The 16,724-nt window shown below is 36.7% G+C and carries 15 protein-coding genes, 1 pseudogene, 1 riboswitch and 1 other annotated feature; of the genes and pseudogenes, 11 read left to right on the plus strand and 5 right to left on the minus strand.

Annotated features, from left to right (window positions below; genetic code table 11):
* Positions 1 to 686 (minus strand): ISNCY family transposase (locus TEPIDINF_RS02210; protein WP_421691277.1); only part of this gene is annotated, 686 nt, incomplete at its 3' end.
* A 140-nt stretch (positions 687 to 826) separates the two neighbouring features.
* Positions 827 to 1,053, plus strand: a binding site (T-box leader).
* 48 nt (positions 1,054 to 1,101) lie between these two features.
* Between TEPIDINF_RS02210 and leuS the strand changes: the two genes are divergently transcribed.
* Positions 1,102 to 3,573, plus strand: a complete 2,472-nt coding sequence (gene leuS, locus TEPIDINF_RS02215; RefSeq protein WP_421691278.1) for a leucine--tRNA ligase — start codon at positions 1,102 to 1,104, stop codon at positions 3,571 to 3,573.
* A 79-nt stretch (positions 3,574 to 3,652) separates the two neighbouring features.
* On the opposite strand, the gene TEPIDINF_RS02220 is transcribed toward leuS, so the two are convergent.
* On the minus strand, positions 3,653 to 3,922 hold the full coding sequence (locus TEPIDINF_RS02220) for a DUF2533 family protein (RefSeq protein WP_068723288.1): 270 nt from the start codon (positions 3,920 to 3,922) through the stop codon (positions 3,653 to 3,655).
* 77 nt (positions 3,923 to 3,999) lie between these two features.
* Between TEPIDINF_RS02220 and TEPIDINF_RS02225 the strand changes: the two genes are divergently transcribed.
* The 7 genes from TEPIDINF_RS02225 to TEPIDINF_RS02255 all read left to right on the plus strand — a co-directional run bounded on the left by TEPIDINF_RS02225 (position 4,000) and on the right by TEPIDINF_RS02255 (position 11,253).
* A complete protein-coding gene (locus tag TEPIDINF_RS02225) occupies positions 4,000 to 4,644 on the plus strand; it encodes a helix-hairpin-helix domain-containing protein (RefSeq protein WP_069800273.1) in 645 nt (214 codons plus the stop codon).
* A gap of 40 nt (positions 4,645 to 4,684) precedes the next feature.
* Positions 4,685 to 4,789: riboswitch (SAM riboswitch) on the plus strand.
* Positions 4,790 to 4,853: 64 nt separating this feature from the next.
* Positions 4,854 to 6,140, plus strand: coding sequence for an O-acetylhomoserine aminocarboxypropyltransferase/cysteine synthase family protein (locus tag TEPIDINF_RS02230; protein ID WP_421691279.1), 1,287 nt, complete (start codon positions 4,854 to 4,856; stop codon positions 6,138 to 6,140).
* Positions 6,141 to 6,203: 63 nt separating this feature from the next.
* Positions 6,204 to 6,617, plus strand: coding sequence for a CoA-binding protein (locus TEPIDINF_RS02235; RefSeq protein WP_069800269.1), 414 nt, complete (start codon positions 6,204 to 6,206; stop codon positions 6,615 to 6,617).
* Between the two features lie 16 nt (positions 6,618 to 6,633).
* Positions 6,634 to 7,134, plus strand: coding sequence for a deoxycytidylate deaminase (locus TEPIDINF_RS02240; RefSeq protein WP_068727429.1), 501 nt, complete (start codon positions 6,634 to 6,636; stop codon positions 7,132 to 7,134).
* 97 nt (positions 7,135 to 7,231) lie between these two features.
* Positions 7,232 to 9,709 carry a DNA internalization-related competence protein ComEC/Rec2 gene (locus TEPIDINF_RS02245; protein WP_421691280.1) on the plus strand — a complete coding sequence of 826 codons (2,478 nt, stop codon included), beginning with the start codon at positions 7,232 to 7,234 and terminating at the stop codon, positions 9,707 to 9,709.
* 6 nt (positions 9,710 to 9,715) lie between these two features.
* A complete protein-coding gene (locus tag TEPIDINF_RS02250) occupies positions 9,716 to 10,264 on the plus strand; it encodes an RNA polymerase sigma factor (RefSeq protein WP_153011985.1) in 549 nt (182 codons plus the stop codon).
* Positions 10,261 to 11,253, plus strand: coding sequence for a zf-HC2 domain-containing protein (locus TEPIDINF_RS02255; RefSeq protein WP_421691281.1), 993 nt, complete (start codon positions 10,261 to 10,263; stop codon positions 11,251 to 11,253). Before TEPIDINF_RS02250 ends, TEPIDINF_RS02255 begins: the two co-directional genes overlap by 4 nt.
* Positions 11,254 to 11,400: 147 nt before the next feature.
* Here TEPIDINF_RS02255 and TEPIDINF_RS02260 read toward each other — a convergent pair.
* Positions 11,401 to 11,820, minus strand: a pseudogene (locus TEPIDINF_RS02260) (hypothetical protein); the annotation flags it as partial.
* A gap of 311 nt (positions 11,821 to 12,131) precedes the next feature.
* On the opposite strand from TEPIDINF_RS02260, the gene TEPIDINF_RS02265 reads away from it, so the two are divergent.
* Complete coding sequence (locus TEPIDINF_RS02265) at positions 12,132 to 13,388, plus strand: IS110 family RNA-guided transposase (protein ID WP_415802040.1); 1,257 nt, start codon at positions 12,132 to 12,134, stop codon at positions 13,386 to 13,388.
* Positions 13,389 to 13,471: 83 nt separating this feature from the next.
* On the opposite strand, the gene TEPIDINF_RS02270 is transcribed toward TEPIDINF_RS02265, so the two are convergent.
* Entirely contained in the window at positions 13,472 to 14,041 is a 570-nt protein-coding gene (locus tag TEPIDINF_RS02270; protein ID WP_421691282.1) for an FUSC family protein, read from the minus strand.
* A 119-nt stretch (positions 14,042 to 14,160) separates the two neighbouring features.
* Between TEPIDINF_RS02270 and holA the strand changes: the two genes are divergently transcribed.
* Positions 14,161 to 15,156 (plus strand): DNA polymerase III subunit delta, encoded by a 996-nt coding sequence (gene holA / locus TEPIDINF_RS02275; protein WP_421691283.1) that lies wholly within the window; start codon positions 14,161 to 14,163, stop codon positions 15,154 to 15,156.
* Between the two features lie 47 nt (positions 15,157 to 15,203).
* Here the strand turns inward: holA and rpsT are convergent, their stop codons facing one another.
* Positions 15,204 to 15,482, minus strand: coding sequence for a 30S ribosomal protein S20 (gene rpsT, locus TEPIDINF_RS02280; protein WP_068723310.1), 279 nt, complete (start codon positions 15,480 to 15,482; stop codon positions 15,204 to 15,206).
* 163 nt (positions 15,483 to 15,645) lie between these two features.
* Between rpsT and gpr the strand changes: the two genes are divergently transcribed.
* Complete coding sequence (gene gpr / locus TEPIDINF_RS02285; protein ID WP_421691284.1) at positions 15,646 to 16,698, plus strand: GPR endopeptidase; 1,053 nt, start codon at positions 15,646 to 15,648, stop codon at positions 16,696 to 16,698.
* The last annotated feature ends 26 nt before the right edge of the window (positions 16,699 to 16,724 follow it).

A 16,724-nucleotide genomic window follows, 5' to 3' on the forward strand; every position in this document is an offset into this window, starting at 1 on the left:
GATAACGGCTTGATTTCACCCGCTAATTCCTGCTCTACAGTTAACGATTCCTTGGGAGATCGGAAGATCGTATGCCGATCGCTGTACAAACCAAGTGGAAGGCCATATTGCTCAATAGCTTGTTGCATAACGGTGAAATAACCCTCTTGGGTTTCTGTAGGACGGAAAACAGCACCAACAACTATTCCGGTAGCATCGTCAATTGCGGCATGCAATGTAAGTTTGGGCCCTCTATCCTCTAGCCAGGCATAAGCACTGGCATCAATCTGCCAAAGCATCCCGGCTTGGGGCTTGCGGTTGCGGGGACGATGAATACTTCCTCGGCGTCGTTGTTTTACTTGCTTCAGTCCTTTCTCCAAGAGAATGCGGCGAACAGTAGACACACTAAGAGTCAAGGATTCATGTTCCTGCAATAGTTCGGCAAAATGACAGTTATTACAGCCATGGTAAGTGTTTTGATACAACGAAGCGACTTGATCCTTGATTGAATCTGCAATCGCATGAACAGGTTTACGCCCTCGATTTTTATGGGCAATGCCTTCAGCTCCTTCCTTAAGATAGGTTTTTTTAAGGCGCAAAACCTGTCGGGTAGAAAGTTGCAGTAGGGTTGCAGCTTCCTCCACTTTAATTTGACGAGAAACAAGCTTTTCAATGACCAATACTTTTTTGAGTTCTGCTTTTGTCAATGTAATCTTCTCCTGTCCCATAGTGACATTTTCTCTGAACAGTTATAACATGACAATATCACAGAACAATAACAACAATCTTAATTTCTATTGACATTTTACGACAAGATTGCATATAATCATAAATAATCTGATCTAGTACAAAAGTAATGCAAAGGAGTAGTAACAAGCCATAGATTTTGAGAGAGTCGGTGGTTGGTGAGAACCGATAATCAAAAGCTTGCGAACTCGCCTTTAAACTGTAGATAGGAAAGCAAAGTACTCTCTACCGTACCTCTGCGTTAAAGAGCTCGAGTGGTATTTATGGTTGAGTAGATATCATTAGGGTGGTACCACGGGAAATGTAACCTAACCTCTCGTCCCTAGCACATGCTTTGGGGTGGGAGGTTTTATTATTTTTTAGGAGGTTTTTACCATGAATGAACAGGTTTATCAACCTAGAGAAATTGAACGAAAATGGCAACAAATCTGGGAAGAAACAGATGCACACAAAACCAATGAAGATGAAAAAAAACCCAAATTTTATACCTTGGAGATGTTCCCATACCCTTCTGGCGAAGGATTACATATGGGGCATGTCCGTGTTTATACCATTGGTGATGTGATCGCTCGTTTTAAACGAATGAAGGGATATCAAGTCCTTCATCCAATGGGTGCTGATGCGTTTGGATTACCTGCAGAAAATGCCGCAATCCAAAGAGGAGTCAACCCAAGAGAGTGGACCCTAAACAATATGGAAAGGATTCGTAATGAACAAAAACGTTTAGGTGTTTCATATGACTGGGATCGTTATGTAGCCACCTGTCTACCTGATTATTATAAATTCACCCAATGGCTCTTCTTGCTTTTCTATGAAAGAGGGTTAGCTTACAAGAAAAAAGCAGCAGTTAACTGGTGTCCTACTTGTAACACGGTATTAGCAAATGAACAGGTCGAAGATGGGAAATGTTGGCGTTGTGATAGCGAAGTGACCAAAAAAGAATTAAACCAATGGTTCTTCCGTATCACTGATTATGCGGAACGCTTACTTCAAGATTTAGACCAATTAGAGGGTTGGCCTGATAAAGTAAAAATGATGCAAAAAAACTGGATTGGTAAAAGTGAAGGAGCAGAAGTGGTTTTTACTGTTCCAGCATTAGAGGATACGAAGATTTCAGTGTTTACAACTCGCCCAGACACTTTATATGGTGTAACCTATATGGTTGTTGCACCGGAACATCCTCTTGTCCCCCAATTGATTGCAGGGAAAGAGAATGAAAAGGCAATTCTTGAGTTTATTGAAGAATTGAAAAAGGTAAATGAAATTACCCGTACCTCTACTGAAGTGGAGAAAGTGGGTTATTTTACTGGAACCTATGCCAAACACCCGTTAACAGGGGCAGATATTCCAATCTGGGTAGCTAACTATGTGTTAATGGATTATGGTACAGGGGCTGTTATGGGAGTTCCTGCTCACGATGAGCGTGACTTCTTATTTGCAAAAAAATATCAACTTCCCATTAAAATTGTGGTTCAGTCTAAAGAGGGTGAACCTTATACACTAGAACAAATGACTGGGGCATATACAGAGGATGGAGTTCTTGTAAATTCAGATCAATTTAATGGTTTAAACAATAGGGAAGCAATTCGAACAATTGGTGAATATCTTGAAAAAATAGGTAAAGGAAAATTAACTGTATCTTATCGTTTACGTGATTGGCTTATTTCTCGTCAACGTTATTGGGGAACACCTATTCCAATGGTGTATTGTGAAACATGTGGAAATGTACCCGTTCCTCTTGAGCAATTACCTGTTATTTTGCCAGAAGACGTAGTGTTTAACGGTAAAGATAATCCTTTAACCACTTCAGAAGCATTTGTTCATACAACTTGTCCGAAATGTGGGGGTTCTGCTCACCGAGAAACAGATACGATGGATACATTTATTGATTCATCATGGTATTACTTCCGTTACGCAAGCCCTCATGAAGAGATCAAACCATTTGATTCAAGACAAGTAAATAAATGGCTTCCAGTTGATGAATATATTGGTGGAATTGAACACGCTGTATTGCATCTACTCTATTCACGTTTCTTTACAAAAGTATTTTATGATGCAGGTCTTATTTCATTCCAAGAGCCTTTTAAGTCCCTTCTTACTCAAGGAATGGTACTTAAAGACGGAGCAAAAATGTCCAAATCAAAAGGGAATGTCGTTAGTCCAAATGAGATCATTGAAAAATATGGTGCTGATACAGGGCGTCTATTTATCCTATTTGCTGCACCACCTGATCGAGATCTAGATTGGAGCGATTCAGGAGTAGAGGGAAGTCATCGCTTCTTAAATCGTGTGTGGAGAATGGTACAACAGCATCTAGAAACCCTTACACAGACTTATCCATACCAAGTGGAAACTGATGCGGAAAAAGAGCTTCGCCGCATGATTCATCTTACCATCAAACGAGTAACTGAAGATATTGATGAAAGAGATAACTTTAACACAGCAATTAGCGCAATTATGGAGTTAGTAAACAAAATTTATGTTTATCCAGAGGATGGCAATAAAGGGTTGCTAAAAGAAGCGATTGAAACCACTGTCATTCTACTTGCTCCGATGACACCACATCTGGCAGAAGAATTGTGGCAAATGATGGGACAAAGGGAAAGTATTCATAAAGAAAAATGGCCAACATATCAAGAAGAGTATTTAGTGTTAGATGAAGTGGAAATTGCAGTACAAATCAATGGAAAAATCAAAGGAAAAATGGTTGTTCCGACTTCCTATTCCAAAGAGGAGTTAGAAAAGGAAGTTCTTTCTGATCCAAGATTAGAAGAATGGAAGGCTGGTAAAGAAGTCCGTAAAGTGATTGTCGTTCCAGGAAAACTGGTCAATATTGTTGTTAGCTAATAAATCATAAGAAAGACTACTGGACAAACCAGTAGTCTTTTTGTACAAAAAGCAGGAAATTTATGCTTTTTATCAAATATTAGGAATGTGTTTTCATTTTATTCGCATATGCTGTGAACATTTCCATTGTTACTTCTTTTCGAGAAGGAAGCTGATTCTTTAGTGCGTATCGATTCATTTCATTAGTCCATTGATTTAACTTAGTTAAATCTACATTTTTTCCTATTTTATATTCGGTTAGTAATTCATCTATAATCCGTTCACGCTGCTGATCCATTTGTTTATATACTTCGATGGCATGAACTTTTTCATTTACTTTTTTTGATATTTCCAAATGAACGCTATTCATTTTATCACCTCAACCTTTTGATTCTATTATTTTATATCAATAATTAAAAAAATGCAGTAGTAGAAAGGGGAAGAAGAATGGGAAGTCTCCCAAATATACGGTTTACAAAAAGAGAAAAAGTCTTACTCGGACTGTTGATTATTTTTTTACTTATCATCATTAGTCAATACATCTCTTATCATCAAAAACAGCCACCTACGTTTGCGGATGAACCTTTAGTTGAGTTATCCACCGAAAAAGGGGATACCCCACAAGGAGAAGTAAAGCAAACGGAAATGACAAATCCTAAGAAGATAGTAGTTGATGTGAAAGGAGCAGTAGCAAAACCAGGAATCTACCAATTAACAGAGGGGTCAAGGGTAAAAGAAGCGTTAGATCTTGCTGGAGGGACCTTAGCAAATGCAGATTTAAACCAAGTCAATTTAGCTCAAAAAATCGCAGATGAAATGGTCATTTTTGTCCCTGTTCAAGGAGAAACACTAAATGGTGTATCTTCTGGATTAGGTGTATCTTTTGAATCAAATGCTGAAACAATTTCCATCAACCAAGCAAGTGAAGAAGAGCTGATGCAATTAGATGGAATTGGTCCTGCTAAGGCAAAAGCTATTATAGAATACCGAACAAAACAAGGTAAATTTCAGACGATTGAAGATCTGATGAATGTGCCAGGAATCGGCCAAAAAACTTTTGAACAAATAAAAGAAAAAATTTCAGTGCATTAACAGAATAATGTGTTATAATATTTTACAATTACATAATAAACTCTTATCCAGAGTGGCGGAGGGACTGGCCCGAAGAAGCCCGGCAACCCCACAAGTTAATTGTGAAGGTGCTAATTCCAGCAGACGAAAGTCTGAAAGATAAGAGAATTAGGTTTTACACCTCTTTCTCTTTGAAAGAGGTTTTATTTTTTTCTAAGGAGGAATTAAAAATGACAGAATTAAGGAAAGAAGAGAAAGGACTAGCAACATTAGCAATTCATGGAGGGTATACTGCAAGTAAACACTTAGGGGCGACAAATGTTCCAATCTATCAAACGGCAGCCTACCAATTTGAGAATTCAGAGCATTCTGCTGCCCTGTTTAATATGGAACAAGAAGGTAATATTTATAGCCGAATTAGTAACCCAACAACAGATCTATTAGAACAACGTTTGGCAGCTTTAGAAGGAGGAGTAGGTGCCTTAGTTACTGCTTCTGGACAATCGGCAGCATTATTATCTATTCTTAATATTGCTGAAACTGGAGATGAAATCATTGCTTCCAAAAACTTGTATGGGGGTACCATCACCTTATTTACATATACATTACAAAGATTAGGAATTACGATTCATTTTGTAGATCAAAATGATTTAGATCAATGGCAAAAGCATGTGAATGAAAGAACGAAAGCTTTTTATATTGAGTCCATTAGTAATCCTTCTTTAGATGTTCCAGATATAGAGGAATTAGCTAATTTAGCACATCAAAATGGAGTTCCATTGATTGTGGATAATACATTTGCAACCCCTGTATTATTACGTCCATTTGATTTTGGGGCAGATCTTGTGATCCATTCCACAACCAAATATATTGGAGGGCATGGTAATACGATCGGGGGAGTTGTCGTAGATAGTGGAAAATTTCCATGGGACAATGGGAAATTTAGGCGATTAAGCGATCCAGATCCTGCCTACCATGGACTAAGCTATATAGAACATGTCGGAAAACAGGCATATATTACAAAATTGAAGGCACAATTAAATCGGGATATTGGTGCAACCATGGCACCATTTAATGCATTTCTGTTAATTCAAGGGTTAGAAACGCTTTCTCTTCGCATGGAAAGACATAGTACAAATGCGTTAGCTGTAGCAAACTTTTTATCTCAGCATCCGCAAGTTGAATGGGTGAATTATCCTGGTTTAGAGAATCATTCAACCTATACCTTAGCCAAGAAATATTTAGATCATGGGCAAGGAGGTATCCTGACCTTTGGTGTAAAAGGTGGATATGAAGCAGCAAAACGCTTCATCGATAAGGTTCAATTATTTACCCATGCTGCAAATGTAGGTGATGTTAGATCCTTAGTTATCCATCCAAGTAGTTCAACTCATCACCAGTTAACAAACGAACAAAAGATAGCTGCAGGTGTATCAGATGATTTAGTTCGAGTATCTGTTGGAATCGAAGATATTAATGACTTATTAGCTGATCTTGAACAGGCTCTAGCAGAATAATTATTGACTTATTCCTAAGAAATACAATATTGTATAGGTAAATGATAAAAAGGGGAGCTTTCCATGAGTCTTTTAACAACAAATGAACAAATCAAAGAACTGATTCAAGAAACAAAACGTATCGCAATTGTAGGATTATCCAATAAACCTGATCGTGATAGCTATAGAGTGGCTGAGTATTTATTAAATCATGGTTTTGAGATTATTCCAGTCAATCCAACCATCGATGAAGTATTAGGAGTAAAAGCTGTTGCCTCCTTAAAAGAAATTAAAGGGACAGTCGATATGGTTGATGTATTCCGTCGTGCTGATCAAGTCATGCCTGTTGTAGAAGAGGCGATTGAAATCGGAGCAAAATCAATTTGGTTCCAATTAGGTGTGGTTAATGAAAAAGCGGCCAAGGAAGCTTCTGATAAAGGTTTAAAAGTGGTTATGGATCGCTGTATAAAGATTGAACATGGAAGATTATTCTTTTAAAGGAATGAAGTTTAGGATGGGAAAAGAAAAAGAGCAAAAAGATCAGCATTACCGTAAAAGCTGGGATGAATATTTTATGGATTTGGCCTTTACCGTCGCTGAAAGAGCAACTTGTCCGAGAAGACATGTTGGAGCAATCCTTGTTAAAAACAAGAAATTGCTGGGTACAGGCTACAACGGAAGCCCCTCAGGGGTCGCTGATTGCTACGAACAGGGGTGTCTAATCGAACACTATCATGAAAATGGTGTAGAAAAAGAAAGATGTATTCGAACCATTCATGCAGAAGTAAATTTAGTTTTGTTTACCAATCGCGAGGATCGAGAAGATGCTACTGTTTTTGTAACGGATTCCCCTTGCTATAACTGTGCGAAGATGTTAGCAAATAGCGGTATCAAAGAAGTTGTATATGAGCGAGTCTATGAAAAAGACCATCCTAAAGTTTCTGCCCTTTTTAATGAAGCAAAGATTCAATATCGACAATATTTAAGAAATAGTGTGCCAGCCCTTCCTCAGTAATGATGGAGGGTTTTTTTCATGATAAAAAAGGAAGGGAAACAAGGAAATAGAGAGAATTATCTATAGGAATCATGTAATGTGAGGTAGATGTTTCCTGATGCAAAGGTATCCTTTATTCTTATTATCATTATTTTGGCTTACTGGTCTTTATCTTGGCTATTATCAGATTGACCTATCCCTATTTATTTGGGTTATTGGCTTAGGTTTAGGTTTCTTATTAGTAGCCTTATCAATTGGCTCTTACTATAGAAAGTCAAAATATTGGCTAGTATGGTTAATATTTGCTGTTATAATTTTTGCATTTTTTCGAATGACTCTGTATCAAGATCAACACCAGACACAACTCTCAAATGAATTTGTACAAGAGGATCAAGAGATTGGAATCCGAGGCTATATTGCTGCAACACCAATGATTGATGGTGATTTAGTTAAATTGATGGTAAGTCCCATCTCCTATCAATGGGATCAAAAAGAAGTTCCAATCAATTCTAAAGAAAAAGTCCTTGTTTACATCTATCTTAGAACAAAATCTGAACTGCAGAAGGTTCATGAGTGGGAAAATGGCATGGGCATCATGTTGTATGGAAAGTTGGAAAAGCCACAAACTGCCAAAAACCCGGGACAGTTTGATTATCGCAACTATTTAGAAAAACGTGGGGTCTATTGGAAGGTGGAAGTAGACCAGCCATCTACGATAAAGGTGTCAGATCGATTTAGCTTGTTGGCAAGCCTAAACCGTGTGAAAGATAAATTAACGTTACAAATCGATCAGTTGTATACAGAACCTAATGCTGGTTTTTTAAAGGCCTTACTATTAGGAGAAGATCAGCAAATCTCTGAGGAACTTAAAGAGGATTTTTCTATTCTTGGGCTTAGCCATCTTTTGGCGATTTCAGGCTTACATTTATCCATGATTACCTTTGTTATTTTCTGGCTTTTAACAAAGATTGGCTTGACACGTGAACATATCGCTATAACTGCAGGATTTGTCTTAATTGGATATATGTTTTTAACAGGAGCAAGTGCTTCTGTTGTTCGAGCCACTTTAATGGCTTTATTGATGTTTTATGGTCTTATTTATAAACGTGCTTTATTTTCCCTACAATCGTTAGCAACTGCTTTTATACTAATGACATTTTATCAACCGATGTGGATTTATGATATAGGATTTCAATTATCGTTTGTTGTCACCCTTACCTTAATCTGGGGATATTCTAGAGTGGAGAAACGGATTCCGATTAAGCAAAGGTGGTTAAGGTCTACCTTGACTGTGCTAATCATCACACAATTCGCTTCATTTCCATTGGCCTTCTATTATTTTCACCAGTATTCGCTGCTATCATGGTTAGGCAATTTTCTTTTTGTGCCGATCTTTAGCATGGTGATACCGGTTAGCTTTGCTTTGCTCTTTTTTAGTTTTTTTTCTTTCAATCTTATTGAACCGCTAGCAAGTATTCTAAACTGGACATTAAGTCAGTTATTTGAGGTTATTCACCTATTTTCTAAACTCTCTGTATTTCATTTTTATGGCTATTTTCCCTTTATAAAAGTTGTTTTACTCTATACCCTGTTTTTTTGGATACTGATCAGAAACGAAGTGAAGAATGCTTTTATTTCCTATGATCTGAAAAAGAAAATCTTTCTACTTGAGAAAATAAGTATATTATTATTGGTTGTTGCGCTTATCATTCCAGTTTTTTTGCCAAAGCAAGGTATGGTCACTTTTATTGATGTTGGTCAAGGGGACAGTATTCTGATTCAGACTCCAGGGAATGATCAAGTGCTTATTGATGCTGGGGGAACACTAACCTTTCAAAAAGAAGATTGGCAAAAAAGAAAGAATCAATTTGACACAGGTGAAGACATCATCTTACCATATTTACATTTTATGGGAATTGATGTTTTGGATATGGCGGTTTTAACCCATGAAGATCAAGATCATATTGGTGGGTATCTTTCCTTAGTTGACCAACTAGAGATTCGAACATTCGTCGTAGGCAAAGAGTTTCCTAGGACTGAACTGGGCAAGGAACTTCAAAAGAAGTTAATAGAAAAGAAAATAAAAATCATTCACGTTAATCAGATCCAACATGTTAAACTAGACAATGAGTCAGTCTTTACTTTTATTCCAATCGATATCTCTGGTTCTTTAAAAGAAAATGATCACATGTTAGTGGCCTTTTTAAAACTTTACGATACATCAATAGCACTACCCGGGGATTTAGAAGAAATAGGCGAGTACAAGATATTAGATACTTATCATGTGAAGCCTATTGATATTTTGAAAGTTGGACATCATGGAAGTAAAACCTCTACATCAGATCTTTGGTTACAATCACTAGAGCCAAAAGAAGCGGTCATATCTGTGGGAGAAAATAACTTGTATCGCCACCCTTCTAATGAGGTGGTTCAACGATTACAAGAGCAAAACATTAACATATGGAGAACAGACCAAGATGGAGCCATCATGATTTATATCAATAATGATGGATTTCGGATTGAAAAAAAGATAAAAAATGATGAAATTCAGCAACAAAATATAACGAAGATTCGTCAATTGAGAGAGGAGGGCTAAGGCATCTTGAATCATATAGAATTAGTTCAACTAGCAAAAACAGGAAATCAAGCGGCACTTATAGATTTACTCAAAAGCATAGAGCATTCCATTTACAAAACCGCTTATTATTTTATGGGAAACGAACACGATGCAAAGGATGTCGCTCAGGAAGCTCTCATTAAGGTATATACTAAATTAAGTACGTTTGAAGAAAAAGCTCAATTTCATACCTGGGTCCAACGTATTACCACCAATATTTGTATGGATAAATATCGGAAAAATAAAAAGGAAGTTTCGATTGATCTTTTTGAGATGAAATTAACGAATCATTCAAATATAGAGACAGAAATTGAAAACAAGATGATGGTGGAAGAATTACTAGCTCATATGAATCAACTACCCAATAAAATTCGATCAGTGATGATATTAAGATATCTACAAAATTTTTCTTATCAGGAGATCGCTGAGACATTGGATTTGCCATTAAATACTGTGAAATCCTATCTTTTCCGTGGTAGAGACCAACTGCAAGCGTTAATAAATCAAACTCAACAAGGAGGTGTTCAACGTTGATTCGTTGTGAAGAGGCTAAAGAATGGATACAGCTACAATTAGATCACGAATTAGATGAATCAAATCAGGTATTATTACAAGAACACCTAACATCTTGCAGTGCTTGTCGTGATTATCATGAGAAAATGAATCAGTTACATTTACAATTAAGCCAAATGCCGAAACCCACCCTTCATGGAAGCCTTGTCGATCAACTGTTTCAAGCAGATACAAATCAGGTACAAATACCTGTATTTAAGAATAAATCAAGATGGTTTAAAGGATCTTTAAAGAAACCATTGATTGGTGTTTTGGCTGCATCCATTCTTATCGGGTTATGGTTTCCGGTCTCAGGTTTATTTGTGAGCAATCATTCGTCTTCTAGTGACAAGGGACAAATTGCAGTTTTTGATGCGCCGATCAACCAAAATGTAGGTCAAACAACATTCGTTCAATCTAATGTAAAAGAAAGTAAATCAGAGCAAGAAGGAAATCTTGGTAAAGGATTAAATAAAGAACCAAATAATAAAGAAACAAGTAATAAACCAACTGATGAATATCAAAAGAAAAAAATGATTGATCAAGAAAATAATAGATCAGTCGCTTTAAAGGATCCAATTCAGGAAGAACAACCTCAAAGGGATAGAAGCTTAACAAAAGATCCATCTGAATCACCAAAGGAAGATGACGCTTTTACTGCAGATGAAAATGGGATGCTAATATCGATAACAGGTACAGAAATTCCTCCTTTTCCTTATCAGATTAAAGAAGAAGACCGACAATTAGTGATTTATGACCAGAATCATATTGAGATCTATCGTACCCATCAATGGGAGGAAGGATTTTCTGTTCATTGGATTGTGGAGAATGAGAATCTAATTAATTATCAACTTTTTGATCAGCAAGGCCAGCTTATAGCAAAATACCAAATCAATATCATAGAGAAGAAAGAAGAAAAGATAGACCAAAAAGAAGAAACAGTTAAGAAAATAGAAGAAACAATTGAATAGAGTGTCACACATCAGCAGGAACTTGCGTATAGTGTAATACGACCATTGCTTCCCGCCCAATGGGAAGATCCTAGGCCTTTTCATTGGGCGTTTACATAAGTGTGATTGGACGATAAAACCGTGGAATTCCACGGTTTTTGTTTTATGTTACTTTAAATTATTTTTATAGAATAAAAATAAGGTATCTGCGTATTCGCGAACATAGATGAAAATATGATACAGATGAGCTCGATCAACAAACTCTTCACGGGTTTTCGGCAATGGAGAGTTAGCGTAATGATCATTTAATTGATTTAATAATTCAGACATTTCTTTAAAAGTCTCTATTGGGTTTAAGCTTGGATTTTTTTGCATTTTAGAAAGTTGTTGTAAAGCTCCTGCAATACTTTTTGAATGTATGCGTGTAGATTGAAGGTGTCCAACTTGGAAAGTTAATTCTTCTAATAGAGTAATCAACTTTTTATATAGTTTTAGCATCGTGATATATTTAGTATAGATATTGATTTCCTCCGAAAGTAAAGCATTTTCTTTGCTAATTTCAGCTTGATCCAACAAGACTTTGATTTGTTTTCTACATTCATAATAACCTCCATTCCGCCGCTAGCGCTGGCGGCACAAATAGTAATGAAAAATGGTGTGCGGCTTTCACCACTTTGCTATGATTAACTTAAGGAGAAGATATACTACAAAGCACGGCGAGGTGAGTCGTAGATTACTTCTCAGTTCAAAACAGTATAATAACCAGTGTAAGAATCATCTTTCAAGCACAAATAAGTGGTTCTATAAGACCGCACGCTAATCATTGTTTTAGCTCTTTGTTAAATGTGTGATGGTTCAGTCAATGTCTTCTTCCTCCAATTATGAAAGGAGGCTGTGCCATGAAAGTTGTTTATCCTATCTGTTGCGGTGTCGATGTGCATAAGACTTTTCTCGTCGCCACAATTATTACTTCACAGGGGATTACCCCTCATTATTCAAAAAAGAGATTTTCTACTTTTAACAATTCCATTCTTCAATTCAAGCAGTGGCTGATTGATAACAACTGCTATGATATGTGCATGGAATCGACCGGGAAATATTGGGTTCCTGTCTACAATCTTTTGGAAGATACCATCCGTATGACTGTTGCTAACCCCAAATGGGTGAAGGCTGTAAAAGGAAATAAGGATGATAAAAAAGATTCTAAGTGGATTGCTGACCTTTTCCGCCTTGGTTTAGTACCAGGAAGCTATATCCCTAATAAACCAGTCCGTATTCTTCGTGAATACACTCGCTACCGTTCTAAACTTGTTTCTTGTAGAAGCAGTGAAAAGAACCGTTTTCAAAACGCTTTCACAGTCTGTAATGTAGCCCTTGATGCTGTCGTTTCCGACATGTTTGGCAAATCTGCCACTTCCATCACGGACTATCTGATTTCCTCTGATACCTTTGACCCGGAATACTGTACTTCTCTTCTTCATAAATCTTTGAAAAAAAAAGCAGATAACGTGGTTGAATCTATTGAAGGATACCAAATGACTCAGGAACAAAAAGAACGTATGATCATGGTTCGTTCTCACCTCGACTTCGTAACCAATTCGATTGCTGAACTGGACGAAAAACTGGATAAGTTGGTCGAACCTTATGAAAGTGCCATTAACCTTTTATGTACCATTCCCGGAGTTAATAGAGCATCTGCAATCACCATTATCTCCGAGATTGGTACAGATATGTCTCAATTTGCCAACTCCAAGCGTTTGTGCTGCTGGGCGGGACTAACACCTGGCAATAATGAATCTGCTGGTAAGAAGAAATCTGTCCGTATTACACGTGCCGGTGTATACCTCAAACCTGCATTGGTACAAGTTGCCCATGCAGCCGTGAAATCGGATAAGTCTCCTTACTACAAAATCAAGTACGAACGCATTTCTAAAAGGAGAGGCAAAAAAAGAGCCATAATCGCTATTGCAAGGATGATACTCACCGCCATATACAATATGTTTGTTACTGGCGAAGTGTGGAATCCAAGCGACTTGTATAAAATTGATATGCCACAAGAAATGCAGGACAAGCAGAAAGAGAAAGCTATTAATCAGGCAATAAAACTCCTAATTGCCCAAGGTATAATAAAGGCTTCTGACATTTCTGTAGCTTAAAACCAAAGCTTGATTTTTTTTAGGTCTTTAAAGACCTTAGTTTGCTGCGCCCTTTTTTACCAAATTTAAGCTTATTTTTCACGCTACTCATCTTGTGTAGGAATAGATCTTAACTCAGGATTCTTTACGTTTGCTGCCATTCGTTCAAAAAAAGTAGAAAAACGAGTATTAAATTCTTCTATATTCTCTTTTAATAGCGCATCATACTTTTGGGGAACAATCAAGTTAACTAGAACGCTAACAACAATACCTATTCCAATGACTGCTATCTCTTTTAAGGAAAATGAAACAAATTGTTTTCCTGTGATCGGCATCGCATCAAGAACATGATAGACTACAATTGTGGCTAAAATAATACCATCGGCCAATTGAAGTCTTACAATGAGTGAAAGTGCGAGAATTGTTCCGATACCAAAGGCTATTACCGATTTACCCAAAAACACTCCTAAAATCAGTCCAATAATCACTGAAAGTAAGCTACCTAAAAAGAGGGTAACTCCATATCGAATCGTTCGTTTAGATGTTTCTTTCATTGCAATTAAGGCAACAACACCAGAAAAAGTGGTTGTAAATCCTAATGCATGAGCCAATCCAATGGATAAAGAAACAGCAATTCCGGTTTTTATTATCCGCTTCCCAATTTTATACTTCATAAATTTACCTCCTCTTCCTTAGTAATTATACCTGAATAAATTTAGAATTTATAAAAAAACTAGAGCTAATGTTTTGCTCTTATTATAGTATAATGAAGGTTGTTAAAGGAGGGTGGAGCATGTCTAAACGGATTTACTTATTTTATGGAACAGAAAGTTTTCTTATAGAGAATAAAATTAAAAACATCATACATAATTCTATTCCCGAAGACCAAAGGGATATGAATGTGATTACTTACGATTTATTAAGCACTCCGATTGAAGAGATCATCCAAGATGCGGAGACACTACCTTTTTTGGCTGACCATAAAATTGTAATTGGGAAAAATGCGTTCTTATTTACAGGCCAAAAACTCCCACAAAAGATCGAACATCAAATAGATCGCTTAGAACAATATCTAGAGCAACCCGTTGATTTTAGTACTTTAATTTTTTGGGTACCTGTTGACAAATTAGATGAACGGAGAAAAATAGTGAAACAATTCAAGAAGTTTGCTCAGGTGGAATCATTCTTTTCTCTTTCTGATGCTTCTTTATTAGATTGGCTGACTGAGATTGCTAAAAATGAAGGGGTAGAAATTCTACCAGAAGCTGGTCAGTTGCTTATTCATTTGGTTGGTCAAGACTTACAATTACTAAATCAAGAAATAATAAAAATGGCAACCTATGTTGGGAAAAGTGGACTCATCGATGAAAAAGTCGTTCAAGAATTAAGTGTGCGGACGATAGAACAAGACATTTTTGCATTGATTGAACAAGTTGCGAATTTACAAATTGAAGTGGCTTTTCAAATCTTCTATGACTTATTAAAAAATAAAGAAGATCCAATCAAAATGGTGGCATTACTAGCTCGTCAGTTTCGGCTGATCTTGTACTCAAAAGAATTACAGCGAAAAGGCTATTCTGCACAACAAATCGCTTCTCAATTAGGTACCCATCCCTATGCAATACAAATTGCCTTAAAACAATCAGTCAAATTTAATGAACAACAATTACAAAATATCTTAATCAAATTAGCAGAAATCGATTATGAAATCAAAACGGGACTGAAGGACAAGGTATTAGCATTAGAGATGTTTTTCTTTTATATGAAGAATCCCACTTTCTTCCCATAAAAAAAGCGACCCTTATATGTATGGGTCGTTCTTTTTATCCTCATTTATTAAGCAGTTACATTGGATGAAAGTGAATTAAATTTTTGAGCAAGACGTGATTTTTTACGAGAAGCAGCGTTTTTATGAATAAGCCCTTTAGTTACCGCTTTGTCCAATTTTTTGGTTGCATTCAAGAGAGCGGCCTTTGCAGCTTCTACATCATTATTTTGAACAGCTACTTCAAATGTTTTAATTGCAGTTCGAAGAGCTGATTTTTGAGCAATGTTTCTTGCATGTCTTGTTTCAGTTGTTTTTACACGCTTAATTGCAGATTTAATATTTGGCATTACGTTCACCTCCCTTGGTGCAACAAATAAATAAAGAATTCCAAATACAACATGAAATATTTTAACATGCTCTTATACATATTGCAAGATTTAATCGAATCTGTATAAAGAAACCAATTGGTAAAAGAATAAAAATATCTATAGAAGAAGGAGAAGATTGAACATGAAGAAAGGACATGATATTGATTTAAGCCCATACCAAGTACGAACCGACCTTGCATTAGAAAGTCATTTAATGGCTGTAGAACAACAAGGCAATATAATTTCTGGGGTCGAGGTTGATGAACAACAATTAGAGGGTATACATATTACAAAACTATATATTTCAACAGATGAAGGAGCACGTACATTAAATAAAAGGAAAGGGAACTACTTAACTTTTGAAGCTCCTGGGTTAAAGAATCATGATTCAGCATTACAAGATGAAATGACAAATGTTTTTGCAAAGGAGTTTAAGCAATATCTTCAACAGCTACAAATTGCCGACAATGCCAAAGTATTAGTCATTGGGTTGGGAAATTGGAATGTAACTCCTGACGCGGTAGGACCTATGGTTGTAGAAAATTTACTGATCACCCGCCATCTTTTTGAACTGATGCCAGATCAGGTACAAGAAGGTTTTCGGCCAGTCAGCGCATTAGCTCCAGGGGTTTTAGGGATTACTGGGATAGAAACGAGTGAAATTGTTCAAGGGGTAGTAGAAAGGAGTTGCCCAGATTTGGTAATTGCTATCGATGCACTTGCTTCACGTTCACTTGAACGAGTGAATTCTACAATACAAGTAGCAGATACTGGAATCGCACCTGGTTCGGGGATTGGCAATAAACGAAAGGCATTAGATAAAGAAACATTAGGTGTTCCTGTGATTGCCATTGGGGTACCAACCGTTGTTGACGCGGTCTCAATAACAAGCGATACCATCGATTATATTTTACAATATATGGGAAATCAGATGGATATTCGAAATCCATTTGGCAAACCCTCAAAGAATCCTAAACATCGTGAAAAATTCCTTGGGTTAATTGGAACACTTGAAGAACAAGAAAAACGTCAACTGATTCATGAAGTTTTAGCACCTTTAGGTCACAATTTGATTGTCACCCCAAAAGAAGTGGATACCTTTATAGAAGACATGGCTAACATAATTGCTAGTGGGTTAAATATGGCATTACACCATGCAGTTAATGATGGGAACATAGGATCTTATACTCATTGAACGAAAAAATGAAAGGTTGTTCTAAT

Source organism: Tepidibacillus infernus (genome assembly GCF_048898065.1).
In the GTDB taxonomy this organism is placed as follows: Bacteria; Bacillota; Bacilli; order Tepidibacillales; family Tepidibacillaceae; genus Tepidibacillus_B; species Tepidibacillus_B infernus.

Excerpts from the sequence above, each read along its gene's own strand:
- leuS (WP_421691278.1), top strand. The coding sequence starts at position 1,102 with ATGAATGAACAGGTTTATCAACCTAGAGAAATTGAACGAAAATGGCAA.
- TEPIDINF_RS02220 (WP_068723288.1), bottom strand. The coding sequence starts at position 3,922 with ATGAATAGCGTTCATTTGGAAATATCAAAAAAAGTAAATGAAAAAGTT.
- TEPIDINF_RS02225 (WP_069800273.1), top strand. The coding sequence starts at position 4,000 with ATGGGAAGTCTCCCAAATATACGGTTTACAAAAAGAGAAAAAGTCTTA.
- TEPIDINF_RS02230 (WP_421691279.1), top strand. The coding sequence starts at position 4,854 with ATGACAGAATTAAGGAAAGAAGAGAAAGGACTAGCAACATTAGCAATT.
- TEPIDINF_RS02235 (WP_069800269.1), top strand. The coding sequence starts at position 6,204 with ATGAGTCTTTTAACAACAAATGAACAAATCAAAGAACTGATTCAAGAA.
- TEPIDINF_RS02240 (WP_068727429.1), top strand. The coding sequence starts at position 6,634 with ATGGGAAAAGAAAAAGAGCAAAAAGATCAGCATTACCGTAAAAGCTGG.
- TEPIDINF_RS02245 (WP_421691280.1), top strand. The coding sequence starts at position 7,232 with ATGCAAAGGTATCCTTTATTCTTATTATCATTATTTTGGCTTACTGGT.
- TEPIDINF_RS02265 (WP_415802040.1), top strand. The coding sequence starts at position 12,132 with ATGAAAGTTGTTTATCCTATCTGTTGCGGTGTCGATGTGCATAAGACT.
- TEPIDINF_RS02270 (WP_421691282.1), bottom strand. The coding sequence starts at position 14,041 with ATGAAGTATAAAATTGGGAAGCGGATAATAAAAACCGGAATTGCTGTT.
- holA (WP_421691283.1), top strand. The coding sequence starts at position 14,161 with ATGTCTAAACGGATTTACTTATTTTATGGAACAGAAAGTTTTCTTATA.
- rpsT (WP_068723310.1), bottom strand. The coding sequence starts at position 15,482 with ATGCCAAATATTAAATCTGCAATTAAGCGTGTAAAAACAACTGAAACA.
- gpr (WP_421691284.1), top strand. The coding sequence starts at position 15,646 with ATGAAGAAAGGACATGATATTGATTTAAGCCCATACCAAGTACGAACC.